The sequence below is a fragment of the Streptomyces sp. NPDC046831 genome, assembly GCF_040645305.1.
Classification (GTDB): domain Bacteria; phylum Actinomycetota; class Actinomycetes; order Streptomycetales; family Streptomycetaceae; genus Streptomyces.
The window spans coordinates 1-19051 of sequence record NZ_JBEYXZ010000008.1 but is presented as its reverse complement, the minus strand read 5'-3'; the positions used below and the strand labels follow the sequence as shown (position 1 = coordinate 19051).

12 protein-coding genes are annotated in these 19051 nt (G+C 74.4%); 2 read left to right on the top strand and 10 right to left on the bottom strand.

Going from position 1 to position 19051, the window contains the following annotated elements; translation table 11 throughout:
* Nucleotides 1-4: 4 nt before the first annotated feature.
* From ABZ920_RS09955 to ABZ920_RS09910, 10 genes are all read right to left on the bottom strand, one after another.
* Entirely contained in the window at nt 5-1957 is a 1953-nt protein-coding gene (locus ABZ920_RS09955) for an alginate lyase family protein (RefSeq protein ID WP_361501045.1), read from the bottom strand.
* Nucleotides 1954-4143, bottom strand: a complete 2190-nt coding sequence (locus tag ABZ920_RS09950; protein ID WP_361501043.1) for a bi-domain-containing oxidoreductase — start codon at nt 4141-4143, stop codon at nt 1954-1956. The genes ABZ920_RS09955 and ABZ920_RS09950 overlap by 4 nt, the downstream gene beginning before the upstream one ends.
* A gap of 17 nt (nt 4144-4160) precedes the next feature.
* Nucleotides 4161-6095: an asparagine synthase (glutamine-hydrolyzing) gene (gene asnB, locus ABZ920_RS09945; RefSeq protein WP_361501040.1), complete on the bottom strand. Its 1935-nt coding sequence runs from the start codon at nt 6093-6095 to the stop codon at nt 4161-4163.
* Between the two features lie 3 nt (nt 6096-6098).
* Entirely contained in the window at nt 6099-7655 is a 1557-nt protein-coding gene (locus tag ABZ920_RS09940) for a Wzz/FepE/Etk N-terminal domain-containing protein (protein WP_361501037.1), read from the bottom strand.
* A complete protein-coding gene (locus ABZ920_RS09935; protein WP_361501034.1) occupies nt 7652-9013 on the bottom strand; it encodes a polysaccharide biosynthesis protein in 1362 nt (453 codons plus the stop codon). Before ABZ920_RS09935 ends, ABZ920_RS09940 begins: the two co-directional genes overlap by 4 nt.
* Complete coding sequence (locus ABZ920_RS09930; protein ID WP_361501031.1) at nt 9010-10272, bottom strand: glycosyltransferase family 4 protein; 1263 nt, start codon at nt 10270-10272, stop codon at nt 9010-9012. Before ABZ920_RS09930 ends, ABZ920_RS09935 begins: the two co-directional genes overlap by 4 nt.
* On the bottom strand, nt 10262-11578 hold the full coding sequence (locus ABZ920_RS09925; protein WP_361501028.1) for a nucleotide sugar dehydrogenase: 1317 nt from the start codon (nt 11576-11578) through the stop codon (nt 10262-10264). The genes ABZ920_RS09930 and ABZ920_RS09925 overlap by 11 nt, the downstream gene beginning before the upstream one ends.
* A gap of 73 nt (nt 11579-11651) precedes the next feature.
* The gene (locus ABZ920_RS09920) at nt 11652-13115 is read right to left on the bottom strand and encodes a sugar transferase (RefSeq protein ID WP_361501025.1); all 1464 of its coding nucleotides are present in this window, start codon (nt 13113-13115) and stop codon (nt 11652-11654) included.
* Between the two features lie 1171 nt (nt 13116-14286).
* Nucleotides 14287-15000 carry a GAF and ANTAR domain-containing protein gene (locus tag ABZ920_RS09915; RefSeq protein WP_361501022.1) on the bottom strand — a complete coding sequence of 238 codons (714 nt, stop codon included), beginning with the start codon at nt 14998-15000 and terminating at the stop codon, nt 14287-14289.
* Between the two features lie 636 nt (nt 15001-15636).
* A complete protein-coding gene (locus ABZ920_RS09910; protein ID WP_361501019.1) occupies nt 15637-16560 on the bottom strand; it encodes a GNAT family N-acetyltransferase in 924 nt (307 codons plus the stop codon).
* Between the two features lie 436 nt (nt 16561-16996).
* Between ABZ920_RS09910 and ABZ920_RS09905 the strand changes: the two genes are divergently transcribed.
* Both ABZ920_RS09905 and ABZ920_RS09900 read left to right on the top strand, forming a co-directional pair.
* Nucleotides 16997-18196 carry a hypothetical protein gene (locus ABZ920_RS09905; protein WP_361501017.1) on the top strand — a complete coding sequence of 400 codons (1200 nt, stop codon included), beginning with the start codon at nt 16997-16999 and terminating at the stop codon, nt 18194-18196.
* 8 nt (nt 18197-18204) lie between these two features.
* Nucleotides 18205-18795, top strand: a complete 591-nt coding sequence (locus tag ABZ920_RS09900) for a hemerythrin domain-containing protein (RefSeq protein WP_361501014.1) — start codon at nt 18205-18207, stop codon at nt 18793-18795.
* The last annotated feature ends 256 nt before the right edge of the window (nt 18796-19051 follow it).

The following is a 19051-nucleotide window of genomic DNA, read 5'->3' as shown; positions in this document are numbered from 1 at the left end:
CTCCCTAGCCGCGGAACCCGAGTACGGTGGTGAACCGCTGCGCGCCGTCGGCGAAGCCCGTGCCGACCAGCGTGGTGGCGGGTTCCTTGCGTCCGAAGCCGGCGGAGTACCAGCCCAGCGGCGGATCGGTCTCGCCGCGATGCGCCCGCCACACCAGCTGCCCGGGCAGGTCGAGCACCGCGGAGCGGTCCTCGCCGTCCCGGCTCCAGGTGAGCACCGCCCGGTTGCCCGCCAGGTCGGCGGCGATCGCCGGCCCGAGGTGGAAGGCCAGGCGCACGGCCCGGCGCGGGCCGCGGACCTCGTCGACCACCGTCAGCTCCCGGCTCGCGGCCGCCAGCTCCACCCGGCGGCGGTGCACCGAGGGCCGGTAACCGTCGTGCTCGGCGCACCAGCGGGCCACCCCGTCCTCGGGTGTGTCCGCGGCCAGGACGCGACTGCGGGCGTGCCGGGTCCACAGGAACGGGCCGCCGGAGACGGACTGGTCACCGCCGTCCAGCTGCAGGGTGTTGTGGGCGAGGGTCGACCGGAAGTACCGCCGCCACTCGGGCTGACCGTGGTAGCAGAACGTCCCCGGGTCGGCGAGCACGTCGACGCCGTCGTGCCGGACCTCCACGGACAGCGCGTCGGCGTGGGCGTGCGCGGCGATGGACAGGAAGCCGTGCGGACCGCCGTCGCAGCGGCACCAGATCTCCCCGGGCCCGCGCAGGATCGTCAGGCCGGCGTCGGCGAAGTGGGCCGGCCGGCGCGCGGGGCGGGACACGGCCGGCGCGGCGGGCCGGAGGAGCGCGGCCAGCAGCGGGGTGCGCACGTCGGTGCCGGTCACCGCCGGCCACCAGGGGAGCCGGCCGAACACGGCGTCCCCGGTGGCCAGGAGCGAGCCCCAGCGGTCGGTGCCCGCGCCGTCCAGGACCAGACCGTGCCCGTCGTCGGCGTCCCCCTGGCGGGGCGGCCGCAGCCGGCTGTCCACGACGGCCGCGAGCGCGTCGGTCATCCGCAGCAGCACCAGCCGGACCGAGGCCGGGACCGGCACGCCGGCGGCGTCGCCCTCGGCCACCGCGGCCAGGCCGAGCTCCAGCACCAGGCCGTGGTACTCGGTGGCCAGCTCGCGGTTGAGGCCGGAGCCGAAGGTGTTGCCCCGCAGGTGCCGCTCCAGCGACCGCAGCGCGTCGGCCCGCCAGCGCGCCGAGGAGGGGAACCAGCCGAACGCGCAGGCCGCGGCGAACTGCCCGGCGGCCTCGGCGACGGCGTGGTTGTTCGCCGAGGACCCCCGGCTGGGGAAGGCGGCCAGCCAGCGCTGGTGGTGCCAGATCTGGTCCAGCGCCTCCGGGTTGTCCTCGAACAGCCCGGCCGCGCCCGGCCAGCCGTCGAGCAGCCGGCGGATCCACACCCAGGACAGCAGCCGGATCCCCAGCTCGATGCCGCTGACCCAGTGCACCCCGCGCAGCGGCGCGTTGGCCGCCCACCACGACCGCAGGTGCCCGGCCACCCGCTCGGCGTACCGCTCGTCGCCGGTGACCGCGTACGCGGCGGCGAGCACCGTGAGGTACTGGTGCCGGGACGGCTCCCAGATCTGCTTGACGTCCCCGGCCGCGTCCTCGTCCCGGTACGGCACGTCGAAGGCGTAGCCCCCCGGAGCCCGGCGCCCGGTCTTCGGGTCGTACCACCAGTCCGGGTCGGCCAGGTCGTCGCGGCGCACCCCGAAGAACTCGGCGTGCCCGGCCATCAGCCGGTCCGCCTCGGCGACGAGACGCTTCGCGGCGTCCGGCGGCACCGCGGCGACCGTCCCCGCGGGCAGCACCGCGGTGAACCGGGCGCCGGTCACGCTCGGGGCCACCGGCCGCGCCGACCGCCACCGCCGCCTGCGCACCGCGTCGCCCACCCGGCCGCCGACCTCCCGCGGCCCCATCCGGGACAGCCGCCGCAGGTACCAGCCCGGACTCCCCGAGCGCGCGGTCATCGCGCCCTCGCCAGCGTCACCGGCGCGCCGCCGGCCAGGCCGGTCTGCACGGCGAGGGTGGCCGCCGTGGTGGCGACCAGCGACTGCAGCGGCACCGGCATCGGCCCGCCGGTCCGCACCGCCCGGACGAACGCGGCCAGTTGGGCGGACTGGCCCTTGTCCCGGGCCTTGGGCAGCCTGGAACCGACCCACCGCCTGCGGCGGCCGTCGTACACGGCGGCCCGGACGAAGTCGTCCAGCCGCAGCACCTTGCCGTCCGCGACCAGGTCCAGGGTCTCCTTGGGGTAGCCGGGCGCGCCGGTGGTGACGTAGCTGACGGTGGCGGTGGACCCGTCCGGGTAGCGCAGCACGACCTGCAGGTCCTCGTGGCCGGACGTGGCGACCGCGTACACCGAGACCGGATCGGCGTCGAGCAGCCAGCTCGCCGTGTCGACGAAGTGCCCGCCCTCGCCGGCGAACCGCGAGCCCTCGGTGCCCTGCTGGAGGTACCAGCTGCCGTGCGCCAGCCGGCCCGCGTTGACCAGGTAGCGCAGGCTCGCCGGGCCGGACCGGGCGCCGAACCGCCTCCTGGCCTCCTGGAGCAGCGGCGCGAACCGGCGGTTGAAGCCCACCTGCAGCCGGTCGTTGCCGGACTCCTCCACCGCCGCGAGCACGCCGGCCAGCTCGTCGCCGGTGAGCGCCAGCGGCTTCTCCACGAACACCGCCTTGCCGGCCAGCAGCGCCCTGCGGGTCAGTTCGGCGTGCGAGCTGTGCCGGGTGACCACGAACACCGCGTCGACGGACTTGTCGCCGAGCACGGCGTCGAGGTCGGTGGTCGCCGCGGCGAAGCCGAACTTGCGCTGGGCGTTGGCCGCGGACAGCGCCGTCGTGGTGACGACCGTGGACAGCTCGACGCCCTCGCGCTGCGCGAGGTGCGGCAGCAGCATCGACGTCGCGTAGTTCCCCGCGCCCACGAACGCCAGCCGCACCGGCGTCCCGGCGGCCCGGCCCGGGGCGGGCACGCGGCCGCCGGGCCGCCGCACCGCGGGCACGGACACCGACGGCACCGGCGCCTCGGCCGCGTGCTCCGGGTACCGGAACAGCACGGCCACGGCCTTCAACTCGCCCTCGTCCAGGCGCCGGTAGGTCTCGACGGCGTCGTCGAAGTCGGCGACGTGGGAGACCAGGGGCTCGACGTCGGCCCGGCCGCGGGCGACGAGATCGAGGAAGCACGCCAGGTTGCGGCGCTCGGTCCAGCGCACGTAGCCGATCGGGTAGTCCCGCCCCTGGAGCTCGTACTCCGGGTCGTAGCGCCCGGGGCCGTAGGAGCGGGAGAAGCGGACGTCGAGCTCCTTCTCGTAGTACGCGTTCCACGGCAGGTCCAGGCGGCACTTGCCGATGTCGACGACCCGGCCGCGGTCCCGGCTCAGCCGGGCGGCCAGCTCGACGGGCTGGTTGCTGCCGCCGCCGGCGGCCAGGTACACCTGGTCCACTCCGTGACCGCCGGTCAGTTCGGCGACGGCGGTCTCCACGGCCGCCGAGGCGGGGTCCCCGCAGGCCGCCGCGCCCAGCCGCTCCGCCAGCTCGCAGCGCACCGGGTCGGGGTCGGCCCCGACGACGCGGGCTCCCGAGGCGGCCAGCAGCTGCACCACCAGCTGCCCGATCAGCCCGAGGCCGATGACCAGCGCCACGTCGCCGAGCTGCGGCTCGCCGCGGCGGACGCCCTGCAACGCGATCGACCCGACGGTGCCGAAGGCCGCGTGCCGCGGCGCCAGGCCGTCCGGGACCCGGGCGTAGAGGTTCCTCGGCACCCAGTTCAGCTCGGCGTGCAAGGCGTGCTCATTGCCGGCGCAGGCCACGAGGTCGCCGACCGTGACGTCGTCGATCCCGGTGCCGACCTGCTCGACCACCCCGCACAGCGAGTAGCCCAGCGGCGTGTAGGAGTCCAGCTTGCCCATCACCTTGCGGTAGGTGGCGGGCAGCCCGTTGGTGGCCACGCTCTGCACGACCTTGGCCACCTGGTCCGGCCGCGAGCGGGCCTTGCCCAGCATCGACATGCCGGCCTCGGACACCTTCATCAGCTCGGTCCCGGTGGAGATCAGCGAGTAGGCGCTGCGGACCAGCACACCGCCCGGCTTGCACTCCGGCACCGGCACGTCGAGCAGCGCCAGTTCACCGCTCCTGTAGTTCTGTACGACCTGTTTCACCCGATGTCCTCTTGTCTCTACGCGGTCAGGGTCGAGCTCCGGCCGGACCCGGAGGTCGCGCCGCGGTACCAGTACTCGAGGGTCAGCACGTGCCACAGATGCTTGGAGAAGTCCCGCTGCCCGGCGGCGTCCTCGGCGACGAGCCGCTGCAGCGCGTCGCGCCGCAGGAAGCCGGAACGGACGAGCTCGCCGTCGTGCACCACCTCGCGCACCAGCGGTGCCAGGTCCCGGCTCATCCAGGCCCGCAGCGGGGCGCTGAACAGGCCCTTGGGCCGGTACACGACCTCCCGGGGCAGGACCTGGGCGGCCGCCTCCTTGAGGACCGCCTTGCCCTGCCGTCCGGCGATCTTGCGGTGACCGGGCACGGCGAACGCCGCCCTGACCACCTCGACGTCCACGTACGGCACCCGCACCTCGGTCGACGCGGCCATGCTCGACCGGTCCGTGTAGGCGAGGTTCAGGCCCGGCAGGAACATCCGGGCGTCGCTCAGGCACATGCGGTTGACGAAGTCGTCCAGGTCGTTGTCCCGGTAGACGTCCGCGTGCTCGGTCAGCACGTCCTCGACCGTCCCGGCCAGGTCCGGATCGACCAGGGCGAGCAGCTCGTCCCGGTCGTACAGGGTGTAGCTGCGCCGGAACGCCGTCTCCTCGGGCAGATCGGCGAAGGAGAGGAACCGCTTCGCGAAGCGCACCGACCGGTACCCCCGGCGCCTCGTCGCCACCGGCAGCCGGTCCACGGCCCTGGACACGCCGCGCCGCAGGGGCCGCGGCACGCGCTGGTAGCGCAGCGCGATCAGGTTGGCCAGGTGCTTGCGGTAACCGGCGAACAGCTCGTCGGCGCCCATCCCCGACAGCATCACCTTGACCCCGGCCTCCCGGGCGGCCGAGCAGATCAGGTAGGTGTTGATCGCGGCGGGGTCGCCGATCGGCTCGTCCAGGTGGTACGTCATCCGCGGCAGCAGGTCGTGCACGTCCGGCGCGATCTCGATCTCGTGCAGGTCGACGCCGAACCGCTCGGCCACCCGCCGGGCATGACGCAGGTCGTCCGGCATCGCCTCGAACCTGGCGTCCTCCGCGCGGAACCCGATCGTGTAGGCGGAGATCCCGGGCCGGTCGCGGGCCGCCAGCGCGGTCAGGTAACTGGAGTCGAGCCCCCCGGAGAGGAAGGTCGCCACGGGCACGTCGGAGAGCAGGTGGCGCCGGGTCGACTCCTCGACGACGGCGGCGACGTCCGGCTGCTCACCGGACCGGGCCCGCTCCCGGGCCTCGGCGGCGACGTCCTTCAGGTGCCAGAACCGGCCGCGCTCCACCCGGCCGTCGGGCCGGCACCTGAGCCAGCTGCCCGGCGGCAGCTTCTCCGCCTCGCGGAACGCGCACCGTGAGTCCGGCACCCAGTAGTACAGCAGCGAGGCCACCAGCGCGGCGTGGTCCACCCGCAGCGACCCGCCGGTCACGGCGGCGAGCGCCTTCAGCTCGGAGGCGAACACCAGGCCCTCGCCGCGCCGCAGCAGGAACAGCGGCTTGATGCCGAGCTGGTCGCGGGCGAGCACCAGCTCACCGGTCCGCTCGTCGAAGATCCCGAACGCGAACATGCCGCGCAGCCGGGGCAGGCAGTCCGTGCCCCAGCGCCGCCAGGCCTCCAGCAGCACCTCGGTGTCGGAGGTGCCGCGGAAGCGCACCCCGGCGGCCGTCAGCTCGGCACGCAGCTCGGGCGCGTTGTACAGCTCGCCGTTGTACGTCAGGGCGAGGCCGCCCGAGACCATCGGCTGGGCGCCGGTCCCGGACAGGTCGACGACGGCCAGCCGGCGGTGCCCGAGGTGCACTTCGCCGTCTCCGGCGGCGTGGCCGTACCGGCCCGCCCCGTCCGGACCGCGGTGGGCCAGGGTGTCGGTGAGCCGGTCGGTCACGGCCTTCCCGTCCGGCCATCGGTAAGCGCCTGCGATGCCACACATGTCCTACCGCGCCTCCTGGTCGCTGTCCGGGACCCGCGCCGCCCACATCGGCAGCCGCTCCGTCCGCCGCCGGTCCTGCCCCACTGCCTGAACGGCGTGGGAGGTTCCTCCGCCGTGGTGCCGGGCCGGCCCCTCGCTCCGGCCGCGCGGCGCGGTGTACGGCCCGTCCCACAGCGTGCCGTCGGTCCGGTCCCGCGGATCGGGGTCGACCAGCACCACGCCGATCACCGCGATGCGCCGGTCCGCGAGCTGCCGGGCCACGGTGTGCAGCCATGCGGTGCTCGCGTGCCCGGCACGCACGACCAGCACGGTCCTGGTGCCGAGGTACTGCAGGTCGGTCCACGCCGTGCCGGGTGCCACCGAGCCGACGCCGAGCCGGCGCTGCTCGTGCGGCACGGCCGCGGCCCGCTCGCCGCCGACCACGGCCGGGTCCCCGGGCTTCGGGCGCCGGCGGGCGAGCTGCGGGCCGGGCAGAGCGTCGATCACGACGACGGGTGCCTCCGCCGCCAGCGCCCGGGCGACGTCCACGGCGATCTCGACCGCGCCGCGCGCGCAGCCCAGTTCCAGCAGCGACACCGGTCCCTCCCCGCCGCGCACGCTGCGGACCAGGGCGGCGGTGAGCCGTGCGCGTGCCGCCCGGATCCGGCGGCGCCGCCACGGCCCGGCCGGCCGGCGGGGCAGCTCGGCGACGACCGAGGCGCCGAGGTGCGCCGCGATGTCCCGGCGCAGCACGGGGCGGTCCGCCACCACCGAGCCGACGGCGGCCACCGCGAGCCCGAGGACGAGCCCGAGGACGAGCCCGATCGCGGCGTCGGTGGCGGCGGCCCGGGGCAGGGAGTGCCGCACCGCGCGCGGGGCGTCCACGACCTGGGTGCCGGCGACGAGGCGGGGCGTGCCGATGCGCGCCTCGGCGGCGCGCTGGCCGAAATCGGTGATCCGCGAGGTGAGTTCGGCCCGGCGGGCGAAGAGCGACTCCAGGTCGGCCGCCTCCTGCCCGCCCTGCGGCGATCCGTCCCCGTCCCCGATCGCCCTGTCGACCTGGGCGAGTTCGTCCCGCAGCCGGTCACGCTGGTCGAGCAGGCCCTTGGCCTCGGCGTCCGCGGCTTCCCGCATCCGCCGCACGTGGTCCGCGACGAACGCGTCGGCCAGCGCCCCGGCCCGGGCCACCGCCTCCGCGTCGCTGTCACCGGACACGGTGATCTGCAGCAGGTTGTTGGTCAGGCCGGTGCCCTCGTAGTCCCGCATGAAGTCCTCCGGCCTCTGCGGGGACCCGAGGGACCGCAGGGCCGCACCGGCGATCCGCGTGGTGCGCAGCAGCGCGACGTCGGTGCGGATCAGCGTTCCCGGGTCGTTCGGCTGGTCCTCCTGGTGCGCGACCAGCACCTTGGTCACCGCGGTCGGCGGCGGTGGCAGCAGGACGGCCACCGCCGCGCCGGCGAACAGGCCCAGCAGCGCCGCGCAGAGCCACAGACGGCGGCGTCTGCGCACCGCCGCCACCAGCGCCTGCAGATCCAGCAGTGGGGCGGCGGCCGGCGACTCCTGCGTCGTACTCGTCGTCACCCCGAGCCTCCCGTCGCGTCGTCGGCCGTCGCGAACGCCGGCGCGGCGGCCCGCCGGGGGCGGCCGCCGGACCGCTTCGCGACGGCGCGGACCGGGCCGGCGAGGACGCCGCCGACGACGTCGTGCCCGGCGTCCGTACACGCCTCGGCGATGCCGGCGAGCTCCGCCGCGGTCCAGCCGCCCGCGCTGACCACGACCAGGGCACCGGACTCGCCGTCGCGGTCCGGCACCATCGGCCGGGACACCGAGACCCTCACCACCCGAAGCAGGGGATCGCCCCCGGCCGCGGCGACGAGCTGCGCGGCGGCCCGGCGGGCGGTCTCGTCGCCCTCCGGGACGACAGCCAGCAGCCGCCGGGGGGCCGGCAGCCGGTCCCGGACACGGGCGCACACCCTCCGGCAGCGGATCTGCCGGCCGGCCTCGTCACCGGCCGGCAAGGTGGGCACGTCCCACCGGACGTCGACGCCCAGCAGCCGCCGGATCCGGTCCCGCGGGCCACGGTCCTCCGGCCGGCGCGCGGGCCGTTCACCCGGTACGTCGACGCTGCCCAGCAGCGGGGAGCCCAGTGCCGCGGCGATCTCCGGCTCGGAGCGCAGCCGGCGGCTCGTCCGCGCGGCGGTGAGATGGCCGACGACGGCGAGCAGGAAGAACAGCAGCGCCCCGGCGACGACCAGCTGTATCCGCGTGGGCGGCGCCTCGCCGTCCGGCCGGGGCGCCGGCCCCATGACGACCATGTCGGCCCTGCCGGCGGCCGGGTCGGCCTCGTCCAGCTTCTTCATGGCCCCCTGCAGCGTGGTGCGCAGCTTCTCCAGGTCGGTGCGGGCCTGCACGCTCTCCACGGTCCGCCCCGGACCGGCCGCGTCGGCCAGCTCGGTGATGCGGCCGCTGGTCCGCACCACCAGCCGCCGCAGTGCCTCCTGCTGCTCCCCCGCCTCGGGGTCGGCGCCGTCGCCCACGATCCGCGCGGCGAACGCGACGAACTGCCGGGCCACCTGGTCGGAGAGCTGCTGTGCGCGCTCCGGGGTGTCGGCCGTGCCCGAGATCCTGATGATGTTCCCGTCGGTGGCCTCGGCGCTCACCCGGTCCCGCAGCTCGCCGCCGGTCCCGGCCCAGCCGAGCCGGACGGCCGCGCGGTCGACCACCACCGAACTGGTCGCGATCTCCGCCTGGGTCAGCAGCTCGCGCTCCTCCCACGCACCCGGCAGCAGCACCGATGCCGAGGTCGTGTAGCGCGGCGGGAACACCAGGGAGGCGCCGTAGCCGACCAGCGCGCCCACCACGGCGAGGACGGTGAGGAGCCGCCGGCGCCGACGGATGATCCGCCCGATCGTGACCAGGCGTATCGGGTCCTCGCTCACTGCCGCGGCCCCCTGCCTGCCCGGTCCGGGTCGCCCGCCGGCGCCGCGGCGCGGTCACCGCAGGCGGCGGCGTAGGCGGCGAGCAGCGAGGCCTGCGAGTTCCGCCAGGAGAGCGGCCCGCCGATCCGCTCCTGGCCGATCCTGCCCATCCGGGCCCGCCGCTCAGGATCGTCCAGCAGCAGCGCGACGAGCCCGGCGAATGCGGCCTCGTCGTTCGCGGGCGCGTAGACGGCGGCGTCACCGGCGGAGACCCGCGCCTCCTTCAGGTCGAACGAGACGATCGGCCGGCCCATCACCATGTACTCCAGGACCTTGTTCATGGTCGACACGTCGTTGAGCGGATTGCGCGGGTCGGGGGAGAGGCACACGTCCGCGGTGGACAGGTAGCGCACCAGGTCGGCGTCCGGGACGCGCCCGGTGAACTGCACCTGGTCCGACAGCCCGAGCCGCCGCGACAGCTCCACCATCGCGTCGAAGGTGTCGCCGGCGCCGACGAACACCGCGTGCCAGTCCGTCCGCCCGAGCTCGTCGCGCAGCTTCGCCAGGGCCCGCAAGGCGTAGTCGACGCCGTCCTGCGGGCCCATCACCCCGAGGTAGCACAGCAGATGGGGCTTGCCGCGCTTCAGCTCCGGCTCGGGCGGTACCGGGTGGAACCGCTCGGTGTCGGGCGCGCTGCGCACCACGAAGACGTCCTCCGGCCGCCGGCCGCCACGGCGCACCGCGACGTCCCGGTAGCTCTCGTTCGTGGCGAGCACGACGTCGGCGGCCCGGTAGGTGAGCCGTTCCAGCGCGCACACGGCGCGGTGGAGCAGGTCCCGGCCGCGGCCGAACCGGGAGAGGTACAGCTCGGGCACCAGGTCGTGCTGGTCGAAGACGAACCGCGCGCCCCGCCGCTTCAGCCACCGTGCCGGCAGGAACAGCAGGTCGGGCGGGTTGCAGGCGTGGACCACGTCGACCGGACCGACCGTGCGGGCCAGCCGGAACGTGTGCCACAGCGCCGATCCGTACTCCCTCAGGTAGCCGGCCGGCCCTCCGGTGGCCGCGCGCAACGGGTAGCGGTGGATCCGCACCCCGTCGATCTCCGCCTCCGCCTCCGTGTCCCGCTTGCCGCCCCGGGGGCAGACGACGTGCACCTCCCAGCCCGCGTCGCGCAGTGTCGTGCACTCCTGCCACACCCGCCGGTCGAACGGCACCGACAGGTTCTCCACCAGAATCAGCGCGCGCCGGCCGGGCCGGACGCCGCTCGCGTCACCAGGCAAGGCCCACGTACCCCGGTTCGGCCCGGCGCGCCTCGGCGTCGGGGAGGCGGACGAGGTCGACGATCACCGGGCCGTCACCGTGGGGCAGCGCCGACAGCACGGCCGGATCCCTGGTGCCGACCAGGCACACCTCGGCGTGCTCCAGTACCTCCTCGACGGAGTCCGCGAGCAGGTGCGCGAGGTGCGGCAGCCGGGTCTCGATGTACTCGCGGTTCGCGCCGAGCAGCCGGGACAGGCTCACGTGGGCGTCGTAGATCCGCAGGTCGTACCCCTTGCCGAAGAGCCGCTCCGCCAGCTCGACGAGCGGGCTCTCACGGAGGTCGTCGGTGCCCGGTTTGAAGGACAGCCCGAACAGGCCCGCCCGGCGCTTGCCGGTGCGCTCGACCAGATCCACCGCGCGCTGCAGATGGTCGGCGTTGGAGGGCAGCACGTGGGCCAGGATGGGCACCGAGACGTCGGCCCGCTGCGCCGCGTGGACCAGGCTGCGCAGGTCCTTGGGCAGGCAGGAGCCGCCGAAGGCGAAGCCGGGCCGCAGGTAGGCGGGGCTGATGTTCAGCTTGCGGTCGGCCAGGAACACGTCCATCACCTGGTGGGAGTCCACCCCGAGCGCCTGGCACACCGCGCCCAGCTCGTTCGCGAAGCCGATCTTCAGACCGTGGAACGCGTTGTCCGCGTACTTGATCGCCTCGGCCGTGGGGACCGGCACCCGGAACACCTCGCCGGGCAGGCCGTCGTACAGCGCCGCCACCGTGTCGCCGCTCGCCGGGTCGAGCTCGCCGATGACGGTCTTGGGCGGGTCGAAGAAGTCCCGCACGCTCGTGCCCTCGCGCAGGAACTCCGGGTTGACCGCGACCCCCAGGTCCACCCCGGCCGTGCCGCCGACGTACTTCTCCAGGATCGGCACCAGCAGGTTCAGGCAGGTGCCCGGCAGCATGGTGCTGCGGAAGACGACGGTGTGCCGCCCGCTCCGCCCGGCCAGCGCGGCGCCGATCTGCTCGGTCACCCGCTCCAGGTACGTGGTGCACAGGCTGCCGTTGGGCTCCGACGGCGTGCCCACGCAGACCAGCGACACCTCGCTGCCCGCGATCGCCTCACGGACGTCGCCGGTGGCGCGTAACGCCCCGGTCCGCACCACCTCGGCGACGAGCTCGCCGATCCGCTCCTCGACCAGCGGTGCCTTCCCGTCGTTGACCAGGTCGACCTTGACCTGGTTCACGTCCACCCCGACGACCTCGTGACCCATGCCGGCCAGGCACGCGGCCGACACGCAGCCCACGTAGCCGAGCCCGAACACGCTGACCCTCATGACCCGTTCCTCCCCCCAGGCAGGCCCCCGGGCCTGCGGTTCGCTCGCCGGCCGGACGACGGCCCCCGGCGCATCAGTAGGCGCCCTGCCCGTAGAACACCGCGCGCAGCGTCTTCCACAAGATCACGGTGTCCAGGGCGAGCGACCAGTCCTCCACGTACCGCAGGTCCAGCCGGACCGCCTCCTCCCACGACAGGTCGCTGCGCCCGCTGATCTGCCACAGGCCGGTGAGGCCCGGCTTGACCAGCAGCCGCCGCCGGATGTCCGGGTCGTACGCGGCGCACTCCTCCGGCAGCGGAGGCCGCGGACCGACCAGCGACATCGATCCGGTGAGCACGTTGAACAGCTGCGGGAGCTCGTCGATCGAGTGCCGGCGCAGCACCGCTCCCACCCGGGTCACCCGCGGATCCCGGCGGAGCTTGAACAGCGGGCCGGCGCCCTCGTTGCGGTCGGCCAGCGCGGCGCGCGCGGTGTCGGCCCCGGCGACCATGGTGCGGAACTTCAGCATGGTGAACTCGCGGCCGTCCTTGCCGACCCTGCGCTGGCGGTAGAACGCCCCACCCCGGCTGTCCAGCACCACGAGCAGCCCGACGAACACCATCAGCGGCGCGCACAGCATCAGCAGGATCGCCGCGCCCACCCGGTCGACGACCTCCTTGACCGCCCGGCGGCCCCCGGTGAAGGCCGGCATGCTGACCCGCAGCAGCGGGATCCCGAGCACCGCGTCCACGTGCAGCCGCGGGCCGGCCACCTCCATCAGCACGGGCGCCACGACCATCTCGGCGTCGCTGCCCTCCAGGTTCCAGGCCAGCCGCTGCAGCCGGTCCGGTGACCAGTGCGGGTCCGGGGTGACCGCGACGACCCGGTAGCCGTCGCGGCGGACGTGGCCGGCGACGTCCGCCAGCCGGCCCACGACGGGCACTCCGTCCAGTTGGCCGCCGTCGAGCCGGAGGCCGTCCGTCGTGCACACCGCGTCCACCCGCCAGCCGAGGTGCGGGAACTTGCGGGTCCGGGTGATCAGGTCGCGCACGGTGGCCGGGCTGCCGGCGGCGAGGACGGGTCTCAGGCACCGTCCTTCCTTGCGCTGCTTGTGCAGCCAGAGGCGCAGCAGGTACCGCGCGGTCATGGTGGTGAGCGCGATCGCGGGGATCGCGACGAAGATCCAGAGCTTGATGTTGCGCGAGGTGAGGGCGATCCCGCCGAGCGCCAGTACGACGGTCGCCGTGAAGAGTGAGCGTCCGAGCCGGCGGAACTCCTCGGCGCCCTGGCCGAGCACGGCCGGAGCCCACGACCGGTTCACCGCGAGCGCCCCCAGCACCAGCAGCTCGGTGCCGAAGGCGAGGATGCCCCATTTCTCGTGCCAGTTGGCCGCGTCCCGCGCACCGAAGAAGTTGCCGATCGCCGCCACCACGAGGGCGGTGGCCGCGGTGTCGCTGGTGATCACGGTACGGCGGTACCGCTGCTCCCAGTCACTCGCGGGCCGGCTGACCTCCCCGTCCGCCAGCCGATCGCGCGCCGGCGCATACGGGCTGACCAATCCCCCTTGCCGCACAGAACCCCCCCAGGTCCCCAGTGGTTCGACGTGTTCGCCCCACACTGTTTCTCCACCTCGGGAGGCCCCCGCCCCCCGCACTGTTCCTCCCCCGGGGAGGCCCCCGCCTCCCCGCACCGCGCTGTTCTCCCCTGCGGAAGGCCCCCGCCTCCCGCGCCGCGCTGTTCTCCCCCGCGGAAGGCCCCCGCCCCCCGCGCATGACGTCCTCAGCCGTTCCACGGCCGCTCCGGCAACCCGCCGCGGCGGCAGCGGACTCGCAGGTCCCGCCGGACTCCCGAGGTACGCGGGAACCCGTCGAAACCAGGGTGTTCCCCGCACCCGGGGCCCTCCCGGACTCCGCGGACCGATCACCCCCACATCCGGCACCGGGGACGTGACCACTGGCTTTCCGCAGCGCCGGACCTATTGATCATTAAGGTCGCCTCGTGCCCCAACATCTGAAGCACGGTCAATCTAGACCATCCCGGCCGGTATGGAGAGGGGGTGTGTGTAATTTGTGTGCAAGGTTCGAGAGCGGGCCGGATCTGCCCAATTGGTGACGGCTACGGGCCCCTTGACGTCACCGCGCGCTCCAGCGGCTCGCCCGGCCCCGGCGCAGGACGGGGGAAGCGCCTTTCGCGTCGCGCGACCTGCGTCGACGGGGCCGGTAAGTCAGCGTGACCTCTGTGGCGGCCGTCGGGCGTGCGTAGTTGGGCCGATCCTGTCCGAGTAGGCGGCGGCACGTCGAGGCCCGCCAGGTCCTGCACGGCCCGGCCGATACCGCGCAGCGCCAGCTCTGCGTCGTAGAGGTCGCGGTGCAGCAGCTCGGCCATGTGGGGTCGGCGGCGACGGCCGGGCGAGCCGGCCGTCGGTGGTGACGGTGGTGACGTTGAGGCGGCGCGGCGAGCGGGCCATGGGGCGCCCGTACGAGCGGACGGCCGGCGAGCGGCCGCGGGCGGACGCCGCCCGCGGCGCGCTAGCCGCCGCAGGTGTCCGCCGGGGACGGGCCGGTGAGCCGGCCCCCCGTGACCGGGGAGCCCGCCCCGCGTCCAGGAATCCGGGCCCGTGACCGGGGCGCCGGCCCCGCGTCCAGGAAGCCGGCCCCGTGATCGGCAGGGCGAGGTCGCGCGTCGGCCGCAGCGGGGGCGGCAGCTCCGCGGGCCATGCCGGCCGCCCCTCAGGACGCAGCGGGCGGCTGGCGCAGGATGTCCGTGGTGATGTCCGCCAGCGACCTGCCGGTCCGGAAGGCCTCGGCGCGTATCAGGGCCAGCGCGTTCTCCGGGGTGAGCCCCTGGCGGGAGACCAGCGTTCCGATGGCGCGGGCCGTGTCGAACCAGTGCGTCCGGACGACCTCCTCCGGCTCCCACGCCGGGGCCCGGTCCCCGCTGAGGAGCGTCCCGCGGATCTGGAGGAGGGCCGCCGACACCGCGTCGGCCACCTCGGACGCCTCCTCCAGGGCCTCCGCACCGAGCGCGTGGGGCCGATGCGCCAGCAGGTCGACCGACCCGAGGACGTAGTCGCCGAAGAAGAGGGGGAGCCCGTACACCGAGCGCACGTGCGGCAGCTTCTCCCGCATGGTCGCCCCGAACAGGGGCCACGGCGTCAGCTCGTGCCGCAGGTCGTCCACCTCCAGCGGCTCCCCGCTGTGCGCCGCGGTGAGGCAGGGACCCTCCAGGACGGTGAACTGGATCTCCTCCAGCACCAGCGCGTCGTCGTTCGACGCGGCGAGCAGCTGCCGGGAGGGGGTGTCGGTGAGCAGTGACAGGGTGGCGCCGTCCACGCCGAGCCCCTCGGACACGGCCGCGCACACCCGCTGCGGGACCTCCTCGGCCCGTGCGCCCGCCGCCGCCTCCGCGACCAGCCGCGCCGCCTTCGTCCCTCCGGTCGTCATCCGGCCCTCCGCTGCCGTGGGACGTCCGGCACGCGGGGCGCGAGGTCTGCCTGACGCGGGTGACCGGCGGCGCGCCGGGGGTGCCGCGTCCCCCTTGTCTGCTGATGAGGGCCCATGCAGGGGGAGTACCCGGCCACGTCGCCGCGACGCGTGGGCGGTCACGGCGCTACGGGCCTTACGGACTGCGCAGCGCCCAGCCGCGCCCACGGCCCGTACGGCGTGGTGGCGGACGCGGACGTGGTGGCGGGCGGACGCCGCCGTCGTGGCCGGCACGCCGGCATGGTGGTCGGCGCACGCGGACGTGGTGGCGAGCGCACGCCCGACGCGGTGACCGCCGGACGCCGATGTGGTGGTAGGCGGACGCGGACGTGGCGGCCGGCGGACGCCGATGTGGTGGCCGGCCGCCCGCCGGCGTGGTGGTCGGCGGACGCGGACGTGGTGGCGGGCGGACGCCCGCTTGGTGACCGCCGGACGCCGACGTGGTGACCGCCGGACGCCCGCTTGGTGACCGCCGGATGCCGACATGGCGGCCGGCGGCGGACGGCCGGTCGCCCCCGTCGCGTGTTCACGCCCGCGCGGAGCCCCCGCGCGGCCCCGGCACCAGCCGTACGGCGGCACAAGGCCCCGCCGCCCCGGCTACCCGGTGGTGAGCGCCTTGCAGTAGACCGTGGAGCTGCGCCGGACCGTCATGCCGATGCGCTCGTACAGCGCCAGCGCGCCGGTGTCCGAGTGCGTCCACAGCGTGCAGCCCCGCTTGCCCTTCTGGTGGAAGGCACGGAAGGTTTCCCGCAGCAGCATGCGGGCGATTCCCCGGTGCCGCTGGTCCCGTCGGACCGCCACCCGCTCGACGTACCCCTCGTCGCTGCCGGGGACGTCCAGGGACAGCACCGCGCCGACCATGTGGTCGCCCGCGAAGGCGACGGGCGACGCCTCGGGTGCGAACGTCGCTCGTTCGACCGTGTGGCCGGCCCATTCCGGATAGGTCTTCCGCCGCTGCTGCCACTCGTCGAACGCGTCCTCGGTGAGCTGGTACGCCGCCCGTGCGTCGCCGGCGCGGAACGCCCGGACCGTGATGCCCGCCGACGGCTCGGGCACCTCCGGTTCGACGGGCGTCGCGATCTCCAGCAGCCACTCGGTGACGAGCCGGGAGTACCCGCGGGACCTGAGGAGCGCGATCGCCGCGTGGTCGCTGTCGGGCACCGTCTGGGCGAGCCGGTCGCCGTCGAGCTGCCGCGCCCGCGCCTCCGCCCAGCCGAGCAGCGCACCGCCGAGACCCCGCCCCGTGTGACCCGGGTGCACGTGGGCCGTGGCGCGCCGGCCCTTCACCCGGCCCCAGCCGGCCAGCTCGCCCCCGCAGTCGTGCACGAGCACCGTGTCCAGGTCCCAGTCCAGACCGGGCACGGTGAGATCGGCGGCCGTGCGGTCGGAGCCGGTCGCGGCGCGACCGTGGAGTGCGTACTCGCACGCGGTGATCAGGCGGTGGATCGCGGGTGCGTCGGCGAGGGTCGCCGATCTGCTGCGGTAGCCGATCGGCAGCCACGTCGTTGAATGAGCAGACATGGGTGAACCCTGCGTCATCCGCACCTCCAAGTCGACCCGGTCGACCATCGGGACGCTGCGGCCTCGTCCGTACCACCGCGCGCGGAGCCGTCCTCGGCACGTCGTGTGGATGAGCGGCACGTCGTGTGGCATGAGCGGGTCACGACGCGGCACGAGGGAGTCAGGCGGTGCGTGCCGCCCCGGCCGCCCCGGACCGCCGGCGGCTCCGTCCCGCCCGCCGTCCGCGACCGGAGACCGCCCCGATCCGGTCATGTCATAGGTCGGCCGACAGGGCATCCGGGCTGACCCGGCAGGGGGAACCCTGCGCGGTTCGGGCTCCAGCGGTGGCCGGAAGTGTTCGCTCGTGGACAGACTCGGGAGCAGACCTGTGCGTGTCGACCACGGCGGGGAACCCGCCGGCGCACGAGTTGCCCTTGCCCCCGGGAGGCACCCCCACATGACCTTCAATCCACTCGAGCAGCGGGGCATCCCGCTGGACCGTCAGCTGCGCAGCTGGCGTGAGCTGAACGTCCAGCCGATCGACCCCGACCGGTGTGACCCGTACACCCGCTGTCGGATCATCACCATGAACGGGATCGAGGTGGAGGCGATCCTCTTCAGCCACCAGCTCGCCCGCAACACGGCAGACATCGAGGTGAAGCGGCAGCTCGCCAGGACCCGCTACATCGAGGCCCAGCAGCAGAAGGTCGTGAACTGGCTGCTGCCCGGGGTCTCCTCGGTGCTGGAGACGACGATCGCCTACGAGCAGGTCGCCGTCGACCTGACGGCGTGGGTGGCGCGCATGGAGCCGGACCCGTACCTGAAGCAGGCGTACCAGTTCGGCGTGCTGGAGGACTTCGACCACCTGTACCGGTACGCCAACCTGTACGAGATGATCGAGCACCGCAAGGCGGAGTCGATCGTCGACAACCTCACCGAGGTGATGCCGGGCCGGCCCACGAAGTACCACCACCGCGACCCGGTCGACAACGTCCGCGACCCGTACGACAAGAACACGACGAACCCGCTGTCGAAGCTGCACGCGCTGACGATCATGTCGGCGGAGCAGCAGACGATGAACTTCTACATGAACACCGGCCCCACCTACATGGAGCCGATCGCCCGTCAGCTCTACCAGGAGATCGGGCTGATCGAGGAGGAACACGTCACCCACTACGAGTCGCTGGTCGACCCGGGTGAGACGTGGTGGGAGCAGCTCGTCAACCACGAGTACAACGAGTGCTACCTGTACTACTCCTTCATGGAGCAGGAGAGCGACCCCAAGGTCAGGGCGATCTGGGAGCTGCACCTGAACATGGAGCTGGAGCACCTGCACATCGCCTGCGACCTGATGCGCCGTCACGACGGCCGCGACCCGCAGGAGGTCCTGGCGCCGGAGCTGCCGAACGTGCTCACCTTCGAGCCGAACAAGCAGTACCTGCGCGAGCTGCTGGACACGCAGATGGACCTGACCACGCTCGGTGCCGGGTACGTGCGCGAGGCGCACGAGCGGTTCGAGAAGATGCAGGAGCAGATCCACGGGGGCGAGGAGCCGCCGAGCGAGCGGGTCATGGCCGAACACGACGGGATGTTCGGCCGCGAGTACCGCCTGCAGTCCGAGGGCGAGCACCCCGACCCCGCCATGCGGGAGAAGTGAGGAGGCGCATGACCAAGCTGCAGACCCCCCAGGCCGGTCAGGACCAGGCCGCGGACATCGACGTCGTCGCCCTGCTCATGCGGCAGCACGGCGACATCCGCAACCTCTTCGACGAGGTCGAGCGGAGCAAGGGTGAGGAGCGCCGCACCGCCTTCCGCCATCTCGTGCGCCTGCTCGCCGTGCACGAGACCGCCGAGGAGGAGGTCGTCCACCCCTTCGCCCGGCGCGCCCTGCCGGGCGGCGCGCAGGTCGTCGAGGACCGCCTCTCCGAGGAACACCATGCCAAGGAGACCCTCGCGGCCCTCGACGACATGGACACCGACGACCCCGGTTTCCTGCCCGCGCTGAGAACGCTGCGCACGGAGGTGCAGGAGCACGCCCGCGCCGAGGAGCGCTACGAGTTCGCCCACATCCGCCGCAGCACCGACGTCACCGCTCTCGCCGCCATGGCCAAGGCCGTCAAGGCGGCCGAGGCCATGGCCCCGACCCGGCCCCACCCCGGAGTCGAGTCCGGGGTGGCCAACGTGGCCCTCGGACCGGTCGCGGCCCTCATGGACCGCACCAGGGACGCCGTCCGGAAGGTCATGGGCAAGGACTGAACGGCGCTTGCGCGTCGCCCCCGCCCGCGGGAGCACCGTCCCCGGTCCGACGGCCCCGCGGGGCGGGCCCGGTCCGATGGCCTCGCGGGCGGACTTGGGCCGGCAGCCCCGGGGTAGGCCCGGTCCGTTGGCCCTGCGGGCGGACTTGGGCCGGCAGCCCTGGGGTAGGCCCGGTCCGTTGGCCCTGCGGGCGGACTTGGGCCGGCAGCCCTGGGGTAGGCCCGGTCCGTTGGCCCTGCGGGCGGACTTGGGCCGG

Coding starts and splice junctions, on each gene's coding strand:
- ABZ920_RS09955 (WP_361501045.1), bottom strand. CDS start 1,957: ATGACCGCGCGCTCGGGGAGTCCGGGCTGGTACCTGCGGCGGCTGTCC.
- asnB (WP_361501040.1), bottom strand. CDS start 6,095: ATGTGTGGCATCGCAGGCGCTTACCGATGGCCGGACGGGAAGGCCGTG.
- ABZ920_RS09925 (WP_361501028.1), bottom strand. CDS start 11,578: ATGAGGGTCAGCGTGTTCGGGCTCGGCTACGTGGGCTGCGTGTCGGCC.
- ABZ920_RS09915 (WP_361501022.1), bottom strand. CDS start 15,000: ATGACGACCGGAGGGACGAAGGCGGCGCGGCTGGTCGCGGAGGCGGCG.
- ABZ920_RS09910 (WP_361501019.1), bottom strand. CDS start 16,560: ATGTCTGCTCATTCAACGACGTGGCTGCCGATCGGCTACCGCAGCAGA.
- ABZ920_RS09905 (WP_361501017.1), top strand. CDS start 16,997: ATGACCTTCAATCCACTCGAGCAGCGGGGCATCCCGCTGGACCGTCAG.
- ABZ920_RS09900 (WP_361501014.1), top strand. CDS start 18,205: ATGACCAAGCTGCAGACCCCCCAGGCCGGTCAGGACCAGGCCGCGGAC.